This is a genomic window from Pseudorhodobacter turbinis, from assembly GCF_005234135.1.
Lineage (GTDB): Bacteria > Pseudomonadota > Alphaproteobacteria > Rhodobacterales > Rhodobacteraceae > Pseudorhodobacter > Pseudorhodobacter turbinis.
The window spans coordinates 2,460,071-2,478,126 of sequence record NZ_CP039964.1; the positions used below are offsets into that span (position 1 = coordinate 2,460,071).

General features: G+C 59.9%; 22 protein-coding genes. 17 read left to right on the top strand and 5 right to left on the bottom strand.

Annotation, left to right across the window (positions count from 1 at the left end):
* The first annotated feature begins 5 nt into the window (after positions 1 to 5).
* The 3 genes from EOK75_RS11810 (at position 6) to EOK75_RS11820 (ending at position 1,823) form a co-directional block, all read left to right on the top strand.
* The gene (locus EOK75_RS11810) at positions 6 to 404 is read left to right on the top strand and encodes a hypothetical protein (protein WP_168199217.1); all 399 of its coding nucleotides are present in this window, start codon (positions 6 to 8) and stop codon (positions 402 to 404) included.
* Positions 392 to 856, top strand: a complete 465-nt coding sequence (locus EOK75_RS11815; protein ID WP_137194139.1) for a lipocalin family protein — start codon at positions 392 to 394, stop codon at positions 854 to 856. Before EOK75_RS11810 ends, EOK75_RS11815 begins: the two co-directional genes overlap by 13 nt.
* 70 nt (positions 857 to 926) lie before the next feature.
* Positions 927 to 1,823, top strand: a complete 897-nt coding sequence (locus tag EOK75_RS11820) for a DMT family transporter (protein WP_137194140.1) — start codon at positions 927 to 929, stop codon at positions 1,821 to 1,823.
* Here EOK75_RS11820 and EOK75_RS11825 read toward each other — a convergent pair.
* Both EOK75_RS11825 and EOK75_RS11830 read right to left on the bottom strand, forming a co-directional pair.
* Complete coding sequence (locus EOK75_RS11825; RefSeq protein WP_137194141.1) at positions 1,820 to 2,530, bottom strand: NUDIX hydrolase; 711 nt, start codon at positions 2,528 to 2,530, stop codon at positions 1,820 to 1,822. The genes EOK75_RS11820 and EOK75_RS11825 overlap by 4 nt on opposite strands.
* Positions 2,508 to 2,900, bottom strand: a complete 393-nt coding sequence (locus EOK75_RS11830) for a DUF983 domain-containing protein (RefSeq protein ID WP_137194142.1) — start codon at positions 2,898 to 2,900, stop codon at positions 2,508 to 2,510. Before EOK75_RS11830 ends, EOK75_RS11825 begins: the two co-directional genes overlap by 23 nt.
* Before the next feature lie 197 nt (positions 2,901 to 3,097).
* Between EOK75_RS11830 and EOK75_RS11835 the strand changes: the two genes are divergently transcribed.
* From EOK75_RS11835 to EOK75_RS11850, 4 genes are all read left to right on the top strand, one after another.
* Positions 3,098 to 3,622 carry an EF-hand domain-containing protein gene (locus EOK75_RS11835; RefSeq protein ID WP_168199218.1) on the top strand — a complete coding sequence of 175 codons (525 nt, stop codon included), beginning with the start codon at positions 3,098 to 3,100 and terminating at the stop codon, positions 3,620 to 3,622.
* A gap of 80 nt (positions 3,623 to 3,702) precedes the next feature.
* The gene (locus tag EOK75_RS11840; protein WP_137194144.1) at positions 3,703 to 4,302 is read left to right on the top strand and encodes an RNA polymerase sigma factor; all 600 of its coding nucleotides are present in this window, start codon (positions 3,703 to 3,705) and stop codon (positions 4,300 to 4,302) included.
* Position 4,303: 1 nt separating this feature from the next.
* On the top strand, positions 4,304 to 4,651 hold the full coding sequence (locus tag EOK75_RS11845) for a dihydroorotate dehydrogenase (RefSeq protein WP_137194145.1): 348 nt from the start codon (positions 4,304 to 4,306) through the stop codon (positions 4,649 to 4,651).
* 3 nt (positions 4,652 to 4,654) lie between these two features.
* Positions 4,655 to 5,167 carry a periplasmic heavy metal sensor gene (locus EOK75_RS11850; RefSeq protein WP_137194146.1) on the top strand — a complete coding sequence of 171 codons (513 nt, stop codon included), beginning with the start codon at positions 4,655 to 4,657 and terminating at the stop codon, positions 5,165 to 5,167.
* A gap of 13 nt (positions 5,168 to 5,180) precedes the next feature.
* Here the strand turns inward: EOK75_RS11850 and EOK75_RS11855 are convergent, their stop codons facing one another.
* Positions 5,181 to 6,566, bottom strand: a complete 1,386-nt coding sequence (locus EOK75_RS11855) for a diguanylate cyclase (protein WP_137194147.1) — start codon at positions 6,564 to 6,566, stop codon at positions 5,181 to 5,183.
* A 146-nt stretch (positions 6,567 to 6,712) separates the two neighbouring features.
* Here EOK75_RS11855 and EOK75_RS11860 point away from each other — a divergent pair, with 146 nt between their 5' ends.
* From EOK75_RS11860 to EOK75_RS11870, 3 genes are all read left to right on the top strand, one after another.
* Positions 6,713 to 6,991, top strand: coding sequence for a DUF3572 domain-containing protein (locus EOK75_RS11860; RefSeq protein ID WP_137194390.1), 279 nt, complete (start codon positions 6,713 to 6,715; stop codon positions 6,989 to 6,991).
* 72 nt (positions 6,992 to 7,063) lie between these two features.
* A complete protein-coding gene (locus tag EOK75_RS11865) occupies positions 7,064 to 7,762 on the top strand; it encodes an HAD family hydrolase (RefSeq protein ID WP_137194148.1) in 699 nt (232 codons plus the stop codon).
* Positions 7,763 to 8,035: 273 nt separating this feature from the next.
* Entirely contained in the window at positions 8,036 to 8,536 is a 501-nt protein-coding gene (locus tag EOK75_RS11870; RefSeq protein ID WP_137194149.1) for a type III secretion system chaperone family protein, read from the top strand.
* A 78-nt stretch (positions 8,537 to 8,614) separates the two neighbouring features.
* Here EOK75_RS11870 and EOK75_RS11875 read toward each other — a convergent pair whose 3' ends face one another.
* The gene (locus tag EOK75_RS11875; RefSeq protein ID WP_137194150.1) at positions 8,615 to 9,643 is read right to left on the bottom strand and encodes an NADP-dependent oxidoreductase; all 1,029 of its coding nucleotides are present in this window, start codon (positions 9,641 to 9,643) and stop codon (positions 8,615 to 8,617) included.
* 289 nt (positions 9,644 to 9,932) lie between these two features.
* On the opposite strand from EOK75_RS11875, the gene rpsD reads away from it, so the two are divergent.
* The 4 genes from rpsD to EOK75_RS11895 all read left to right on the top strand — a co-directional run bounded on the left by rpsD (position 9,933) and on the right by EOK75_RS11895 (position 13,372).
* Positions 9,933 to 10,553 carry a 30S ribosomal protein S4 gene (gene rpsD, locus EOK75_RS11880; RefSeq protein ID WP_137194151.1) on the top strand — a complete coding sequence of 207 codons (621 nt, stop codon included), beginning with the start codon at positions 9,933 to 9,935 and terminating at the stop codon, positions 10,551 to 10,553.
* Between the two features lie 127 nt (positions 10,554 to 10,680).
* Positions 10,681 to 11,766, top strand: a complete 1,086-nt coding sequence (gene hisC / locus EOK75_RS11885; protein ID WP_137194152.1) for a histidinol-phosphate transaminase — start codon at positions 10,681 to 10,683, stop codon at positions 11,764 to 11,766.
* Complete coding sequence (locus EOK75_RS11890) at positions 11,766 to 12,704, top strand: prephenate/arogenate dehydrogenase family protein (RefSeq protein ID WP_137194153.1); 939 nt, start codon at positions 11,766 to 11,768, stop codon at positions 12,702 to 12,704. The genes hisC and EOK75_RS11890 overlap by 1 nt, the downstream gene beginning before the upstream one ends.
* A complete protein-coding gene (locus EOK75_RS11895) occupies positions 12,701 to 13,372 on the top strand; it encodes an extensin-like domain-containing protein (protein ID WP_137194154.1) in 672 nt (223 codons plus the stop codon). The genes EOK75_RS11890 and EOK75_RS11895 overlap by 4 nt, the downstream gene beginning before the upstream one ends.
* Before the next feature lie 3 nt (positions 13,373 to 13,375).
* On the opposite strand, the gene EOK75_RS11900 is transcribed toward EOK75_RS11895, so the two are convergent.
* Positions 13,376 to 14,350 (bottom strand): DUF2125 domain-containing protein, encoded by a 975-nt coding sequence (locus EOK75_RS11900; protein ID WP_168199219.1) that lies wholly within the window; start codon positions 14,348 to 14,350, stop codon positions 13,376 to 13,378.
* 69 nt (positions 14,351 to 14,419) lie between these two features.
* Here EOK75_RS11900 and EOK75_RS11905 point away from each other — a divergent pair, with 69 nt between their 5' ends.
* The 3 genes from EOK75_RS11905 to EOK75_RS11915 all read left to right on the top strand — a co-directional run bounded on the left by EOK75_RS11905 (position 14,420) and on the right by EOK75_RS11915 (position 18,018).
* On the top strand, positions 14,420 to 14,968 hold the full coding sequence (locus EOK75_RS11905) for a gamma-glutamylcyclotransferase (RefSeq protein ID WP_137194156.1): 549 nt from the start codon (positions 14,420 to 14,422) through the stop codon (positions 14,966 to 14,968).
* Between the two features lie 68 nt (positions 14,969 to 15,036).
* A complete protein-coding gene (locus EOK75_RS11910; RefSeq protein WP_137194157.1) occupies positions 15,037 to 16,245 on the top strand; it encodes a biopolymer transporter ExbB in 1,209 nt (402 codons plus the stop codon).
* A 3-nt stretch (positions 16,246 to 16,248) separates the two neighbouring features.
* Positions 16,249 to 18,018, top strand: a complete 1,770-nt coding sequence (locus tag EOK75_RS11915) for a peptidoglycan -binding protein (protein WP_137194158.1) — start codon at positions 16,249 to 16,251, stop codon at positions 18,016 to 18,018.
* The last annotated feature ends 38 nt before the right edge of the window (positions 18,019 to 18,056 follow it).

Below are 18,056 nucleotides of genomic sequence, written 5' to 3' on the forward strand. Positions count from 1 at the left end.
CGCGGGTGTTTCGGGGTGCGGTTTTACTGGTGGCTGTGCTCGCTTTGACGGGGTGCCTGCCTGATCGCGGCACAGAGGAGCTTGCCAGCCCTGCGGCAATTCAAGGCCCCGCGGTTGAAGTGACACCGCTTGAGCCGGTTGCCCCGCCACTTGCTGTCACCCCGAAAACGGCCGGTCATATTGCCTGCCTCAAACGCGGGGGGCGGTATGTTGCGGCGCCGGGGTCGGGCTTGATGACATGCCAAGAACCCACAAACGACAGTGGCAAGCAATGTCGCCGCGCGGCGGATTGTGACGGGGTTTGCCTTGCACGCTCAGGTACTTGCGCGCCGGTCAAACCATTGCTGGGCTGCAATGCGATTTTGCAAAATGACGGACGGCGGGTAGAGCTTTGTATAGATTGATCGCATTGTGTTTCTTGGTGGGCTGCGTCCCTTCTACGGGGTTCCGGGATCCGGGGGCACAGATATATTCCAACGCGGTGCTAGAGGATGCGCGCCTGATCGGTGACTGGGTGCAGGTTGCGGAGTTCGCCGCGCCAGATGCTGCGCCGTGCCAGCTTGGTCATGCAAGGATCACACAGGGTTTGCGGGTCGAGGCGCAGCTGTGCCTGAACGGGGTGCAAACGGTTTTCTCCGGCCCGCTGGTTGCCACGGGGCCGGGCCGTTTCGTCCCCCCGCAGGGGGAGGCATGGTGGGTGCTTTGGGCCGATGTCGGTTACCGCACCATTGCGATCGGCACGCCTTCGGGGCGTTTCGGGTTTATCCTGAACCGTGGCCCCATCGCGCCAGACCGGATGCGCGCCGCGCAAGAGGTGCTGGCTTGGAACGGCTATACCACCGCCCGGCTACGCTAAGGGCTTGAGATTGCGCGGGTAACGGGCAAACTCTGCTCGACAGTCCTTATGCTGCATGCCAAGAGGGGGCATGGAAATCTGGATTATCGCAACCGTCGCCGCTGCCGCCGTGCAGACCCTCCGTTTCATGCTGCAAAAGCGGCTGAAGGGGATCGGCCTGTCCACGGGGGGCGCAACATTTTCACGCTTTTTGTTTGCCGTGCCACTTGCGGGGCTTGGCGTGGCGGTGCTGATGGCATGGCGGGGCTATGACATCCCAACGCTTGGCGGGGCATTTTGGGCCTTTGCGGTGATGGGCGGCGTGGCGCAAATTATTGCGACCTTTTGCACCGTGGCGCTGTTTTCCGAACGCAGCTTTGCCGTGGGCATCGCCTTTACCAAAACCGAAACGGTGCAGGTCGCGCTGTTTTCTGCCGTGTTTCTGGCCGAGGCGGTTTCAGGCTATGGCATTCTGGCGATTCTGATCGGCTTTGCCGGGGTGTTGATGTTGTCGCGCCCGCCGGAAGGCTGGCTTGCGGGTAAAATTCTGAACCGTGCGACGGTGTTGGGGCTTTTGGCGGGGGCGTTTTTCGGACTTTCGGCTATCGGGTATCGCGGGGCCACGATTGAAATTGCAAACCCAGATCCACTGTTTCGGGCGATGCTGGCACTGGCCTGTGTGACGGCGTTCCAGACCGTGGCGATGGCGCTTTGGTTGCGTTGGCGCGAGGCGGGCGAGGTGACCAAAGTTCTCGGCGCATGGCGCGCAACCTTGCCCGTCGGGGTGACGGGGGTACTGGGATCGCTGGGATGGTTCACGGCATTCGCGCTGCAAAACGCGGCCTATGTGCGGTCGGTCGGGCAGGTGGAGCTTATCTTTTCCATCCTCGTCTCACTTTTTGTTTTTGGCGAAAAGCCAAGCAAACGCGAGATCGCGGGGATGGGCCTGCTGGCCGTGTCGATCATCTTGATCGTTGCAGTCGCCTAAACAAGCCTGCGAAATTGCGGGCGGTTTCCGGAATTGTCGAAAAATGGCACACCGGCCGTATTGGGACCATTTTGCAAAACGCCCGCCACTTCGGCAAGAACCACTTCGGTGATGAAGGGCAGGTCAAGCGTGCGGGTATCTGCAAGGGCGATCCAGTGCAGGTGCGACAGCTCATCCGAGGCGGCAGAGAAATCATCCACATCGCCGGCCACCTGTGTCGCGGGCACCAGAAAGAAGCGCGCGTCAAAGCGGCGGGGGCGGCCGGGCGGGGTGATGGCGCGAAAGATGAACTGCATCTCTTGTGCCGAAGGGATCAACCCGCGCGCGGCAAAGCCTGCCCAGTCATGATCAACATCGGCGGGCGGGCAGGCCCAATCGCCCTTGGTGCCAAGGGCAAGGCCGGTTTCTTCCCACAGCTCGCGTATCGCGGCGGCGGCGAGGACCTCGGGGTTGATGTCGGCATCAACCTGTAGCCGCGCTGCACAGGTCGGTGGCAACGCCTTGGCCAGATCCACATGGGCATCGGCCGGATCGACGGCACCGCCGGGAAACACGTATTTTGACGGCATGAAGGCCGCTTTTGCGCCGCGCTGGCCCATAAGCACCTCTGGCGCGCCATCAGCCCCTGCACGCCAAAGCACAATCGTGGCGGCATGGCGCAGGGCGGTTTTGTCGATCACAGCCTCAGTCACGGTTGGCAAAACCATGCATCCGCCGCGACCATTGCATCGCAACGACCATACACTTCATGCGGGGCAACAAGAACAGCGACAGCGCCACCGTTCCCAGCGAAAAGATGGATGCCAGCACCAGCGGCTCGGGGCGGTAGGTGACGAAGGCCCATAAGATAAGCGGCGCAAGGAGGTGCCCGACGATCAGGATGGTCAAATAGGCGGGCCCATCATCGGCGCGGTGATGCGAAAGTTCCTCATGACAAGAAGGGCAGCTATCACGAACCGTCAGATAGCCTTGCAGCATGGCCCCCTTTCCGCAATTGGGGCAACGGCAGCGCCATCCGCGGCGCAAGGCCTGACCCACGGGGCGATCATCTTCCATCATTGCGGTTTGGTCGGTCATGCGCTGGGTCTCCGTATCATTTGGCTCTATAGTCCGACCCATAACGGCTTTTATCGGGGAAGTGGAGCAAAAGAACGCCTCTGTCGCGTTTCTTGCGAAAAACTTTGCATCTTTGCGACGGAAACCCCGGGCTGCTGCGTTTGTATTGGTATGAAGCAGGGCAAGATCGCCCGTCGATGCAAAAACCGGAGAATATGATGTTTAACAAATCCAAAACCATTCTGAGCGCAGTAACAATGGCCGCCTTGATTGTCGGCGGGTTTTCTACCGCGGCGGTTGCCGATCAGCGCGGGGATCGCCAAGGCCCTCCGATGTTTGATTTTGCCCAAGCGGATGCCAATGCAGACGGCAAGGTGACCAAGGATGAAATCGCGGCATTCCACAGCGCACAGATTGCGGCAATGGACACCGATAATGACGGCAATATCTCAGAGGCCGAGATGATCGCCGCCCATGAACAGCGCAAGGCAGAGCGTCAGGCGCGCGGTGTCAAACGCATGATGGAGCGGATGGATGCCAATGATGACGGCGTTGTAAGCTTGGCCGAAATGGCCCCGCCGATGGACCGTGGCGATAAGATGTTTGACCGGGTTGATACCGATGGCGATGGCGCGATTTCCAAAGCCGAGGCAGATGCCGCAAAGGAAAAGATGTCCAAGCGCAAAGGTAATGGCGGCCACAAGGGCAAGCACGACCGTAAAGGCAAGCACGACGACAATTAAGCCGACCGGCCCCCCGATCAGGTCGGGGGGCACACCTGCAAGGATTGCAGTTATGTGCGTAGATCGCTACTGCCGATAGGATGGAAATGCCCTTCGACACCACCTCAGAAATCCCGGATGAGGCGCTTATGGTGCTCTATGCCAATGGGGACCCGTTGGCTGCACGTGAGCTTACGGCGCGGCACTTGCCGCGCGTTCTGGGCTTTGCGACCCGCATGTTGTCAGGTGATCGTGCCGAGGCAGAGGATGTGGCCCAAGAGGCGATGCTGCGGCTTTGGCGTATTGCGCCGGAATGGCGGCAGGGCGAGGCGAAGGTTTCGACCTGGCTTTACCGGGTGGTCAGCAATCTGTGTACCGACCGCCTGCGCGGCCGCACCCGTCGCCGCGCCGTGGGGCTGGATGAGGCCCCCGATATTGCCGATGATGTGCAAAGCGTGGAAGCCTCGATGATTGATCGCGACCGGATGGATGCGCTGAACGAAGGGCTGGCAAGCCTGCCGGAACGTCAGCGCCAAGCGGTTGTTTTGCGCCACATCGAAGGGTTGTCGAACCCCGAGATTGCCGAAGTAATGGATATCGGTGTGGAAGCTGTTGAAAGTTTAACGGCCCGCGGCAAGCGTGCTTTGGCCACAGCGATGGCCGGACGCCGCGCCGAGCTGGGCTATGAGGAAGGGACCTAAGATGCAAGACAGTGATCTGGACGATCTGTTTGCCACAGCGCGCCGTCATTCGGTTGGTGCATCACCCGATCTTATGGCGCGGGTGCTGGCGGATGCCGAGGCATTCCAACCCCGGAGCGCGGCGCTTAGGGCCGTGCCGAAGCCGCGCCGGTGGGCCGCGCTTTTGGCGGCGATTGGCGGGCTGCCTGCACTGGCGGGCCTGTCCACCGCGACGCTGGCCGGGCTTTGGATCGGCTTTGCTGATCCGACGGGGGTCAATGTTGTGACCGATATGATTTTGGCGAGTAGCGAAGTGACAGAAACCCTTGATGTCATGCCTGCCTATGACGATTTCCTGATTGAAGGATAGAAGATGACCGACAACCATGCCCCCACCCCGCCCAAGCCACCGTTCCGGTGGGGGCGGCTTGTTTTGTTCACCTCTCTGGCGTTGAATCTGGCGGTTGCCGGTGTGATCGGGGGGGCCGCCTTGGGCGGGTTTGGCCATAAGCGCGCCGAATTTGTGGCGCGTGACATCGGCTTCGGGATTTTTGGCGAGGCCCTGACCAAAGAAGACCGCACGGCCATTCGTCGCTCTTACGGGAAGGTGAAAAAGGATGTTTTGCGTGATCGCCAGCAAATGCGGGATGATTTGCACGCGATGCTTGCTGCTCTGCGCGCCGACCCCTTTGAGCTGGAGGTGCTGAAGCAGGCGCTTGATGCCGGCGCCGCCCGGATTGCCGAGCGTCAGGCATTGGGGCAAACCCTTTTGCTTGAACGGATCAGCAACATGAGCGAGGCAGAGCGCACAGCACTTGCCGACCGTCTGGAAGAGGCGGTGAAGCGCAAACCGAAACGGGACCGTCCGCGCCCTGAACCGAATTGATCCTGCCGCAACCTTACGCGGCTGCGTGGCTGATCGTGACCTGGTTGCGCCCGCCCGATTTCGCCATCAAGAGGGCCTGATCCGCGCGTTCGATCACGGCGGCGACAGGTTCTTCGGTCCATGTCTGGCCATTGTCGCAAATTGCCAACCCGATAGAGGCTGTTAAGTCAAGCGGCGCAAAGCCCGGAATATCAAAAGGCACCTCTTGCATGGCGCGGCACAGACGTTGGGCGATGGTGTTGGCATTTGCCAGATCGGTATTGGGCAGGGCGATCAGGAACTCCTCCCCGCCGATCCGCGCAAGCAGGTCGCCGCCGCGGATGTTCGCCGCCAGTCTGCGCGCAACTTCCGTCAGCACCGCATCACCGGCAGGGTGGCCGAAGGTATCATTCACCTGCTTGAAACGGTCCAGATCGATGACCATCAGGGCAAAGGGCCGTTTCGAGCTGCGCGCCCGAGAGGCGATCTCGGCCAGTTGGCTGATGGCATAGCGGCGGTTGTGCAGCCCAGTCAGCGGGTCGATCACTGCCATACGCAGCCCGTCCCGAACCGAGGCGCGCAGCTTGTCCGCTGCGGTTTTGCGCTGCAAAAGCCGTGCAACGCGCTGCCCGAATTCACGCGGGTCCATCTCATTGCTGACGACATCATCGGCCCCAAGATCAAATGCCATTGCGGCATCTGAATTGGCCGGACCATTTTTAACAATGCAAATCGCGGCATGGCGGGTTTGGGGGCGGCTGCGCAGTTCTGACATCAGGCGCAGGCCGCCCATCGGATCGGCCAGATCGGATTCGATAATGAACACATCCGGCACCGGGGTCAGCTGTACCTCGGATAAGGCGCCCTCGCGCGACATCATGGTCATCTGGTCGGGCAGATGCGCCCCAAGGTCATGCCGCCAGCGCAGCGCGGTTTCGGGACGGTGGGACACAAGCGCGATAGAGCCGGGCAGGTGAAACCCTGATGCAAGCTCTGCAAAGCCCAAGGCGCGGATCGGCGCGGCACCGCTTTCCAGTTCTGCCATCGCCTCGCGTCCGCGCAACAGGTTACGCAACCGCGCCATCAACGTTTGATCGTCGACCGATTTGGCCAAGAAGTCATCGGCACCTGCATAAAGGGCAGCCAGACGCGCTTTCATATCGGCCTCGGCGGAAAAGACGACAACGGGAATGCTGGCAAGTTCGGGATCCGCACGTAAATGGCGCAGAACCTCGGTTCCCGACATGTCCGGCAAAACCAGATCCAGCAAAATCAGATCCGGTTTTTCGCTTCGGGCAAGCGCAAGGCATGACGCCCCGTCAGAGGCGAGAATCGGCGCGTAGCACGCAGCGCCGAGCTTTACTTTGTAAACGATGCGATTTGTCGCCACATCGTCCACAATGAGAATTTTTCCAGCCATCTTTGTATTCCTAGATCCGCTCAAGTAAGGATATGGTTATCTTTGTGACCAAGTGGTTAAGAAACTCTTTCCAATTTGGCGGCAATTGAAACAATCGGCGGACCGTTCTCGGGGTTACGTCACATATGAGAGGGAAACCGCCGATGATGAAGCAGGAAACCGCCGAAATGATCGCTTTGAAGGCCTTGGGGTGGCTGGCGGCGGATGAAGATCTGTTCGGAACCTTTCTTGGCGCAACGGGGGCGTCGGTTGATGACCTTTCAAAAAGCGCGCAGCAGGCGGAGTTTCTCGGCTCGATACTTGATTTTCTGTTAATGGATGATGCGTGGGTGATGGGATTTTGTGAGGCAGAAAGCCTGGCCTATGAGATGCCGATGCGTGCGCGGGCCGTCTTGCCGGGGGGCGCGGAAATCCATTGGACTTGAGGCTGTTGGCCCTGCGATTGCCTTTTCCGGCACCGCCGTCCATGGTGCCGTTTAAATGAAAGGGCGCGCGCGATGATTGACGGGGTGGTGTTTGACAAGGACGGGACGCTGTTTGACTTCCGTAAAAGCTGGGGTGCATGGACGGAACGGCTTTTGTTGCAGATCGCGGTTGATGATGCCCATGCCGATATGTTGGCGACGGCCATCGGCTATGACCGATTCGCCCGCGATTTCCAGCCCGACAGCCCGGTCATCGCGGCCACTGCCACAGATATCGCCACCGTGCTTTTGCCACTCCTTCCGGGGCAAAGCCTGACCGGATTGGAAGACCTGTTGAACGCCCAAGCGCAGGATGCTGTGATGGCGCCCGCCGTGCCGTTGCGCGCGGTTCTGGAGGGCTTGCGGGATCGCGGGCTAAAGCTGGGGCTTGCGACCAATGATACAGAGCGTCCGGCCCGTGCCCATCTTACGGCGCATGGGGTACTTGATCTGTTCGATTTTATCGCGGGCCACGATTCGGGCCATGGGGCCAAGCCGGGGCCGGGGATGTGCCTTGCCTTTGCCCGCCAGACCGGTGTTGATCCCGCCCGCGCGATTATGGTCGGCGATAGCGTGCATGATCTTGTGGCAGGGCGCGCGGCGGGGATGCGCTGCGTCGGGGTGTTGACCGGCATCGCCGACACGGCAGAGCTGGCGCCCTATGCCGATGTTGTTCTGCCCGACATCGCCTCTTTGGGCATATGGATTGACAGCCAGAAAGCTGCGCAATAGCGATCGGGCATCCACGCGCGATTCTCTCGGCGCACTCGCAACTTGGGGATGTATTGCTGTGTTACCCCTCTGAATGTCGATTTCGTGGATAAGTTTTGGACTTGTCCACAGAAGATTTTCCAAAATTCTCTTTACAGGGTTTCGCTCCTCGCACACTATATCTAGTAAGTTGGTAACGGGTAAGACGCTTGTTCTTGCCAAACACTCAGCTTCTTGTGTGTTCGCCCTTACCATCGGGCATCATCGCAAGGACCGGAAATGCGAGGCGGGGCTATGTCACTTTCTGAAGACTACTTCTCGGAGGAAATCCATCCGATCGACATCGTGGAAACGCTGGCCAATGACCATGCGTGGGAATTTGATCGCGTTACCGATAACCAGATCGCAATGTCGGTTGAGGGCCAATGGCGGACCTACTCGCTTACGCTGGCATGGTCGGACCATGATGAGACCCTGCGCCTGATCTGCACGTTTGAGATGGAGCCGCCAGAGGGCCGTATTTCCGCCCTCTATGACGTGTTGAACCGCTGCAATGATATGGTCTGGAACGGCGCATTCACATGGTGGGGCGATCAAAAGTTGATGGTCTGGCGCTATGGCCTCTGCCTTGCGGGCGGGCAGGTTGCGGGCCCCGAACAGATCGACCGTCTTATTTCAGGCGCGGTGATGGCGGCGGAACGGTTTTACCCAGCATTCCAAATGGTTACATGGGCTGACCACACGCCTGAGGCCGCGATGAAGGTCGCGATTGCCGAGGCCTACGGGCGGGCATAAACCCGAGGGCGGGGCGTGAACGGGATCTCCTGCCACGCGCCGCAAAGCTGACTTCGATATAGCGTTCGTAGTGGGGCTTTACAGCCGCACCACCCTTTTGCCAAAGCTGCGCCCTTCCAACAGGCCATAAAGCCCCTCTGGCGCGTTTTCCAACCCGTCGATGACTTCTTCGGTATAGTGTATTTTGCCTTCCTCCAGCCAGCCGGTCATGTCGCGTGCAAACTCGGCGTAAAGGCTGCGGGGGAAGCTGTCGAAGATGATGAAGCCTTGTACCTTTACCTTCATCCGCAAGATTGTACCCATGATGACAGGCCCCATATCCGGCCCATCAGGTAGGCCGGGGATGTTGTACCACGAAACAACACCGCAAATCGGCATCCGTGCAAAAGCGTTCAGCAAGGGCAAGACCGCGTAAAGCACCTTGCCGCCGACATTCTCGAAATAGACGTCGATGCCATCGGGGCAGGCCGCACCCAGTTGTTCAGCGAAATCGGCGGATTTATGGTCGATACAGGCGTCAAACCCCAAGGTTTCCACCACATGCGAGCATTTCTCGGCGCCCCCCGCGATCCCGACAACGCGGCAGCCTTTCAGCTTGGCGATCTGGCCCACGGTGGCCCCGACCGGCCCTGAGGCGGCTGCGACAACGACTGTTTCACCGGCTTTCGGCTCTCCGATCTTCAGCAGGCCCGCATAGGCGGTATAGCCGGGCATTCCCATGATCCCCAAGGACCACGACGGGTTCGCCGGTTTCGGGCCAAGGTTCAGCACCTCAACCCCGTCCGAGACCGCGTAATCCTGCCAGCCGCTGCCCGCCAGAACGTAATCGCCGGGGGCAAAGCCATCGAGGTTGGAGACCATCACCTCGGCCACCACTTGCCCTGTCATCACCCCGCCAATCGGCACCGGCGTGGCATAGGATTTTGTGTCATTCATCCGGCCGCGCATATAGGGGTCCAGCGACAGATAAACCGAGCGCAACAGCATCTCGCCGGGGCCGGGGGATGGAATCGCTGCGTCCTCTAGGCGAAGAGTGTTGGCGTCAGGTGCCGCTTTCGGGCGTTCTGCCAGAACGATGCGGCGGTTGGTTTGGGCGTTTTGCGTCATGATCGGTTTTCCTCTGTATTTTCAAAAGACCTAACACCCAAGGCGCGCGATTGCACCGAAGATCGCGGAATTGTGTTTCCTGCCCGCTTTTGGCGCAAGATGGCCTAAGCGGTTGACACTGCCCCCTGCCCATATATAAGCCCGCAAGTCCTCGGATATTTCCGGGGGCTTTTCATTGGTGTTGGTGGACCCGGCAACGGGAAACCTGTCACCCAAAGTTTAGGCCTTTGCAGGCCTGCGCGGCGGGGAAGGACAACGCCCTTCATGTCTTGAACGAAGGAGATCAGAGATGACCAAACGGACCTCTGCCAAGTATAAAATTGACCGCCGTATGGGCGAAAACATCTGGGGCCGTCCAAAATCCCCAGTAAATCGCCGCGAATACGGCCCCGGCCAGCACGGTCAGCGCCGCAAGAACAAACTCTCGGACTTTGGTACCCAGCTGCGCGCAAAGCAAAAGCTGAAGGGTTACTACGGCGATTTGACCGAAAAGCAATTCCGCAAGATCTTTGGCGAAGCCGAGCGTGTTAAAGGCGATACAGGTGAAAACCTGGTAGGCCTGCTGGAACGTCGTCTGGATGCGATTGTGTACCGCGCGAAATTCGTGCCGACTGTGTTTGCGGCCCGTCAGTTCGTAAACCACGGCCACGTCACCGTGAACGGCCAGCGCGTGAACATCGCGTCTTACCGTTGTAAAGAAGGCGATGTGATTGCTGTACGTGACCGCTCCAAGCAGTTGGCTGTGTTGCTCGAAGCCGTTGTTCTGGCTGAGCGTGACGTGCCTGACTACATTGAGGCCGATCACTCCAAGATGACAGCGACTTTCATTCGCACCCCGACTTTGGGCGATGTACCATATCCGGTACAGATGGAACCAAACCTCGTGGTCGAATATTACGCCAAAAACTAATCCTAGCCCTTATTTATGGGCTATCTGGAAACGCCGCCCCGTTTTGGGCGGCGTTTTCGTGTTTGTGGGTACTGGTCACGCTGCCTGCAAGGGGGTAACTAAGCCCTAATCTTGGGGGAACACGGTCATGACGACGCAAATTCAGCCGCAGCCCGGCATTATGGATATCGCCTTGTATGAGGGCGGTGCCGCCACGGTTGCGGGCAAGTCCAACACCATCAAGCTATCCTCGAACGAAAATCCGGCGGGCCCGTCCGATAAGGCCAAAGAGGCCTTTGCCCGTTCGGTCCATCAGCTGCACCGCTATCCCAGCACCGACCATGCCGCCTTGCGGTTGGCGATCGGGCAAACCCACGGGCTTGACCCTGACCGTGTGATTTGCGGCGTGGGCAGCGATGAGATCATCCACTTCCTGTGTCAGGCTTATGCCGGGCCGGGGGATGAGGTGTTGTTCACCGAACATGGCTTCTTGATGTACCGGATTTCGGCCATGGCCGCCGGCGCCACCCCCGTTGAGGTGTGTGAGCGTGAGCGCACAACCGATGTCGCCGCACTTTTGGCCGCCTGTAATGAGCGCACGAAGCTGGTCTTCATCGCCAATCCGAACAACCCCACCGGCACCATGATCTCAGAGGCTGAGATCGCGCAGCTTGCCGATGGTTTGCCGCCACAGGCGATCTTGGTGCTTGATGGGGCTTATGCCGAATATGTCGATGGCTATGACGGCGGGCTTTCCTTGGTCGAGGCCCGTGAAAATGTGGTGATGACGCGTACCTTTTCCAAGATCTACGGCCTTGGCGGGCTGCGCATCGGCTGGGGCTATGGGCCCAAGGCGATTATCGACGTGCTCAACCGTATTCGCGGGCCGTTCAACCTGTCCAATACGCAGCTTGAAACCGCCGAGGCTGCCGTGGGCGACCAAGACTATGTCGCCCGTTGCCGTGCTGAGAATGCCCGCCTGCGCATTTGGCTGGCCGAGGCATTGGCCACCCTTGGCATCCCCTCTGATACCTCGCTGGCCAATTTCATCCTTGCCCGTTTCGCCAGCGCGGAAGAGGCCGAGGCCTGCGATATGCATCTGCGTAGTGAGGGGCTGATCGTGCGGCGGGTGGCAAGCTATAAGTTGCCGCATTGCCTGCGCATCACCGTGGGTGATGAAAGCGCGTGTCGGCGTGTTGTCCATGCCGTTGCGCAGTTCAAGGGCAGGGATTGATGGCCGTCATATATGAAAAGGTCGCGCTGATAGGCTTGGGGCTGATTGCCTCGTCGATGGCCCATGCCATGCGGCAACGAGGGCTGGTGGGCAGCATCACCGGCCATGCCAAGTCTGCCGAAAGCCGTGCAGCGGCGATGGAATTGGGCCTGTGCGATGCGGTGTTTGAAACCGCCGCCGAGGCGGTAGAGGGCGCGGATCTGGTCGTTCTTGCTGTGCCGGTCGGGGTGATGGGGCATATCGCCGCCGAGATCGGCCCGCATCTGAAGGCAGGGGCGACGGTCACGGATGTCGGCTCGGTCAAGCAAGCGGTGATTGATGCTGTGGCACCGCATCTGCCTGATAGTGTGCATTTTGTACCGGGCCACCCGATTGCGGGAACGGAACATTCCGGCCCGCGTTCCGGTTTTGCGACGCTGTTTGAAAACCGCTGGTGGTTGCTGACCCCGCCAGACGGAACGGACCCTGACGCCGTGGCACGCTTGCGCGCGCTTTGCGAAGGGATGGGCGCCAATGTCGATGAGATGGAGCCCGCGCACCATGACCTTGTGTTGGCGGTGACCAGCCATACGCCGCATCTTATCGCCTATACGATGGTCGGCGTGGCCGATGATCTGGGGCGCGTGACGGATAGTGAGGTTATCAAATACTCTGCCGCCGGTTTTCGGGATTTTACTCGTATCGCCGCATCGGACCCGACAATGTGGCGCGACGTGTTTTTGACCAATAAGGATGCCACGCTGGAAATTTTGGGCCGTTTCACCGAGGAACTTTTTGCCCTCCAGCGCGCCATTCGTACCGGTGACGGGGCGCATTTGCATGACTATTTCACCCGCACCCGTGCCATCCGGCGCAGCATCGTTCAGGCAGGGCAAGATACCGATGCGCCGGATTTTGGCCGTGGTGGAACCTCGAAATCCGATGGGACGCGCGGATGAAGATGACGCTTCCCCTGCTTTTGGCCGCGTTTTGCTGTGCTGCGCCTGTCTTTGCCGAAATGTCATCCCCGCGCCCCATGCCCCGCCCAGAGGTGGACGCTCCTCGCAAAGGGTTCCTGTCCAAACTGCTGGGCACAAGCAAGCCCGTTACGGCAGGATCCGTCTGCAATGATCCGGCCATTCAGGGCGCTATGATCGCGAAGATCAACGGCAAGATCAAAGGTTGCGGAATTCAAAATCCCGTACGCGTGACTGCGGTGGACGGCATTGCACTTAGCATCCCCGCGACGCTTGATTGTGACACGGCGCGTGCCTTGCGCAGTTGGGTCAGCGAAGAGGCCAAGCCTGCCTTTGCTGGCAAGACGCTGGTCGGTCTGCGTGTGGCTGGCCATTACACCTGCCGAACCCGCAACAGCAAAAAAGGCGCACGTATCAGTGAGCACGGGCGCGGCAAAGCAATCGATATTGCAGGGTTTCAGCTAAAGAACGGGACCGAGGTTTCGGTGCTGAAACACTATAAAACGCGTAAGGGCACCCCGATCCGGGCGGCGCATAAAGCGGCTTGCGGGATTTTCGGCACCACGCTGGGGCCGGGGTCGGACGGGCATCACATGGACCATTTGCACCTTGATACGGCCTCTTATCGCGGCGGGCCATATTGCAAATGAACGCTAACGCAGGCGTGGCGCGGGTCCGACCGGAATAGCGCCGACCATTGCCCGCCCGTTGTGCAGGCTTATCGGCAGTTCCAGCGTGTCGCCGCTGTCACCCGCCAAGAAGCCCGCTGCCTGATCCCAAAGCTGGCGGGCATCCGGCGCGATCAGCCCCGTGCTTTGCGCCACATCCAGCGCCAGCCGCCAGCTTGTCAGCCGCAGCACAATATCGCCCTGGGCAAAGCCCGCGCTATCGGCGATCAACCGCCCCTTGGCTGATGCATGTATGTCGCCCCAATCCACGCGCGCTTCGGTCAGATCAAGGGTGGCCAGACGCGGGCGGGTCTCAAGGATAAAACGGTCGATCGGGGCGGTGAAACCTAAGGTGGCATCCAGCCGGATCAGGCCAATGCGGTCAGGCAGTGCCCCATCAAAAAGCGACATGAGCTGCGGATCGGGCGAAAGCTCTGTTATGGTCAGGGCAACCTCATGTGCATCGCCATCTACCCTACGGGAGGCAAAGCGGAGCGCATCGGCGCGCAGGCTCCAGCCGCTATTGCCCTGTGCCTCCAGCATATCACCGATCAGGGTAATCCGGTCCAGCGGCAGGGCGGGCAGGGGCTGCGCCACAAGGCTCGTCTGCATTTTCTCGCTCCGAAGGGTGATGCCCTCATGCGGCAGGGTCAGCCGTTGCGTGGGCGCGAAGGCGGCGATCAGGTGCCAAGGTTTATAGCTTAGGCTCAGCACCTGAACAAAATCCGACTGCCAGCCGATGCCGGTTGCGGGATCGGCAAAATGCGGTTCGGTCACGGTCAGATCAAATCGGTTGGGAAAGCCCCGCACCGCCAAGCCGTCATGGGTGGCGGTTTTGCCGCTATCTTGCAAGGCGGTGATCCAGCCGTTCGCAGCCCCCTCAAACCCGCGCGCACCGATGAACCAATAGCCCGACCAGAGGCCCGCCAGCACCAGTACCAAACCCGTCAACCACCGCATTGCCGCCGCCCCTCTTTCAATTTCAACAGTTTTGCGATTTATAGGACGAAATGAAAAGAGGCCACGGCTATGCATAAACCACTTTGGGTCTTTGGCTATGGGTCATTGATCTGGAACCCCGAATTCCCTGTGGAAGAACAGCGCGTGGCGCGGCTATCGGGGTGGCACCGCAGCTTTTGCATGCGCTCCATCCATTATCGCGGTACCGAGGCCGCGCCCGGCCTTGTGCTGGCGCTGGACCGTGCCGCAGCCGCAGGTTGCACCGGTGTTGCCTTTCGTGTGAAGGATGGGGCAGAACCTGAAACCTTGGCCGTCTTGCGCGAACGCGAACTGATTTCGGGCGCATATCTAGAGGAATGGCTGCCCCTGACACTGGATTGCGGCCGCGAGGTTACGGCGCTGTGTTATGTGATTAACCGTGAAACCAACCAATATTGTGGCGGCCTGCCATTGGAAGAGCAAGCGGGCATTATTGCCACGGCAGTGGGCGGGCGAGGTCCGAATTGTGATTATCTGTTCAATACCGCCTCGCATTTGATGGATTTGGGCATCGCCGACCCTGATATGCAGTGGCTTTCCATCCGCGTTCAGGCTTTGCGGGGCGCGGGTCATAAATGATGGTTGGCATAGCGCGCGCAGCAGCCTAAGCTGGTCATTATTAACCCAAAAAAGGTCATGCGCGCCGAATGGACAAGACCGTAACCGAGGCAGAACTGTCATTCACCCATCCGATCCGTCAGATTGTTCTGATGCTGATCGTGATTGCCCTTGTATCGGCAGGGGCCTTTGTGGCGTGGGGGCAGCTTTCGGGCGTGTTTCTGGCCAATGTCTGGCTGAACGGCTTTATCGGGCTGGTCTTTGTCTTTGGGGTGCTTGCCTGTTTTTGGCAAATGTTCCAGTTGATGCAATCTGTGCGCTGGATCGTCGGGTTTGCCCCGTCTGATGCACAACGCGATGCGGTGCATGTGCCGCGGCTGTTGGCACCATTGGCGGCCTTGCTGCGCAGTCGGGGCGCGCGGATGCAAATCTCTGCCTCTTCCTCGCGTTCTATCCTCGATAGTGTGGCGACGCGCATTGACGAGGCACGTGATATTACGCGCTATCTTGTCAACCTTTTGATTTTCCTTGGCCTTTTGGGAACGTTCTACGGGCTTGCCACCACGGTTCCCGCCGTGGTTGAGACCATCCGCAACCTTGCCCCGCAAGAGGGCGAAACGGGGATGCAGGTGTTTGACAAGCTGATGGGGGGCCTTGAGGCGCAGCTGGGCGGTATGGGCACGGCGTTTTCCTCCTCGCTTTTGGGGCTTGCCGGATCGCTTGTGGTCGGGATGTTGGAACTGTTTGCCAGCCACGGGCAAAACCGCTTTTACCGCGAGCTTGAAGAATGGCTGTCCACGATCACGCGGCTCGGGTTTTCCTCGGGGGATGCGGCCGATGCGGATGGGGGCGCGGCCGGTCTTGGTGGCGTCATGGACCAGATGGCGCGACAGTTGGAGCGGCTTCAAGACCTGTTTGTGCAGGCGGATGTATCGCGTGGCCTGGCGGATGAACAGCTGGGCCACCTGTCAAATGCGGTCAAGGATTTGTCTGCCAAGGTGCAAACAGGCGCCGAGACGCAAGACAAGCTGGCCCAGATTGCCGCCACGCAAAGCGTGCTATTGACGCGGATCGCCGATGGGCAGGACAGCTATGCGACCGTGCTTGCCAACTCGAATGAGGAAGGGCCGGATGCGGAAAACCGGATGCGGCTTCGGTCAATTGATGTGCAGCTTTTGCGGATACTGGAAGAGATTGCAGCCGGACGTCAGGAAAGCATGTCTGACCTGCGGGCTGATATTGCGGGGCTGACCAACGCTGTCCGGCAGTTGTCGCGCAATCCTGCGGGGCGGGGCTAGGCTATGGCGTTGAGTCGGCGGTCATCGCAGCGGATGAACGGCGCGATCTGGCCGGGCTTTGTCGATGCGATGACGGCGCTGCTTTTGGTTTTGATGTTCGTGCTGTCGATCTTCATGATCGTGCAATCGGTGCTGCGCGAAACAATCGACAGTCAGGATCATGAGCTGGACAATTTGACCGCGCAGGTTGCCGGTTTGGCCGATGCGCTGGGGCTTGCGCGGGGGCGGGCGGATGATCTGGAACAGGACGTTGGCCGGTTGAACGAAACCCTGTCAGAGGCGCAGGCCGAAGGCGCGGCACAGGCGGCCTTGATTGCGTCGTTGTCGGGGCAGCTTTCGGCGCGTCAAAAGGATCTGGAATTTGCAACCGCGCGTATCGCCAGTTTCGAATCCCAAGTCGCGAGCCTTTTGGTGGATCGTGATGCCGCCTTGGGCGAGGCCGCAACCTTGGCCGCGACCGTCAGCGATCTGGAGGCCGCGCAAACCCGCCTGTTGACAGAACAAGAAGCGTTGAACCTTTCAATTGCACGGGCGCGCGAAGAGGTGGATGCGCAATCTGAAACAGCACGTCTTGCGGCTGCGCGCAGCGATGCGCTGGATGCTTTGGTTGCAGATCTGCGATCAAAACTGGCAGAGGGCGAGGCAACGCTTTCCGATGCGCTGGCCCGATTGACGCAGGCCGAGGGGCAGGCGGGGGCGCTTTCGGCGGCCACGACGCAGATTTCGGGGTTGGAGGCGGAGCTGACAGAGACAGAGCGCGCGCTGCTTGCGGAACGGGCCGCGGCAGAGGTTTTGCGCGTTCGTCTTGCCGGTTTGCAAACAGAGCTGAGCGATGAAGAAAAAGCCCGTCTTGCTGATATTGCCGCCGCCGAGGCTTTGCGCGCGCGCCTTGCGGCGTCCGAAAATGAGCTAACAGCAATGACGCTGGCGCTGGAGGAACAACGCAAGCGGGCAGAGGAAACGCTGACCTTGCTGGCGGCCGCGCAAACGACGGCGGCGGGCGCATTGACTGAAAAGGAGGCTTTGCTTGCCACCGCACAGGCGGCTTTGACGCAAGAACAGGCGCAATCAGCCGAAAATGCGCGGCGCATGGCGCTTTTGAACGAACAGGTCGCAGCGTTGCGCGGACAATTGGGAAACCTTCAGGGGTTGCTTGATGCGTCGTCAGCGCGCGATGAGGCGGCGACAGTTCGGCTGGATGAAATGGGGACGCAGTTGAACACGGCGCTGGCCCGCGTAGCCGAAGAGCAGAAAAAACGCGCAGAGCTGGAGGAGGCAGAGCGCATCCGGCTGGAGGCCGAAACGAAGAAGCTGGAGAATTTCCGATCAGAGTTTTTCGGTCAAATGCGTGAGGTTCTGGCCGGCCGTGATGGCGTGCGCATTGTTGGCGACCGGTTCGTTTTCTCCTCCGAGGTGTTGTTTGAACAGGGGTCAGCCGATCTGGCTGGTGAGGGGCGGCGGCAGATTGCGGGGGTGGTGGCCAGCTTGCGTGAGATTTCGGATCTAATTCCTGCGGGCATTGATTGGGTTATCCGGGTCGACGGGCATACCGATAATGTGCCGCTTTCGGGACTGGGCGAATTTGCGGATAACTGGGAGTTGAGCCAGGCACGGGCGCTTTCGGTGGTGCGCTTTATGCAAAACGACCTTGGCTTTCCGCCGGGGCGGATGGCGGCGACTGGTTTCGGGGAATGGCAACCCGTTGCCCAAGGCGATTCGGAGGCTGCGCGCGCGCAGAACCGGCGGATCGAGTTGAAATTGACGGAACGTTGACCTGTATCAGGTACTCATAAAAGGATAAGGCCCCCGCA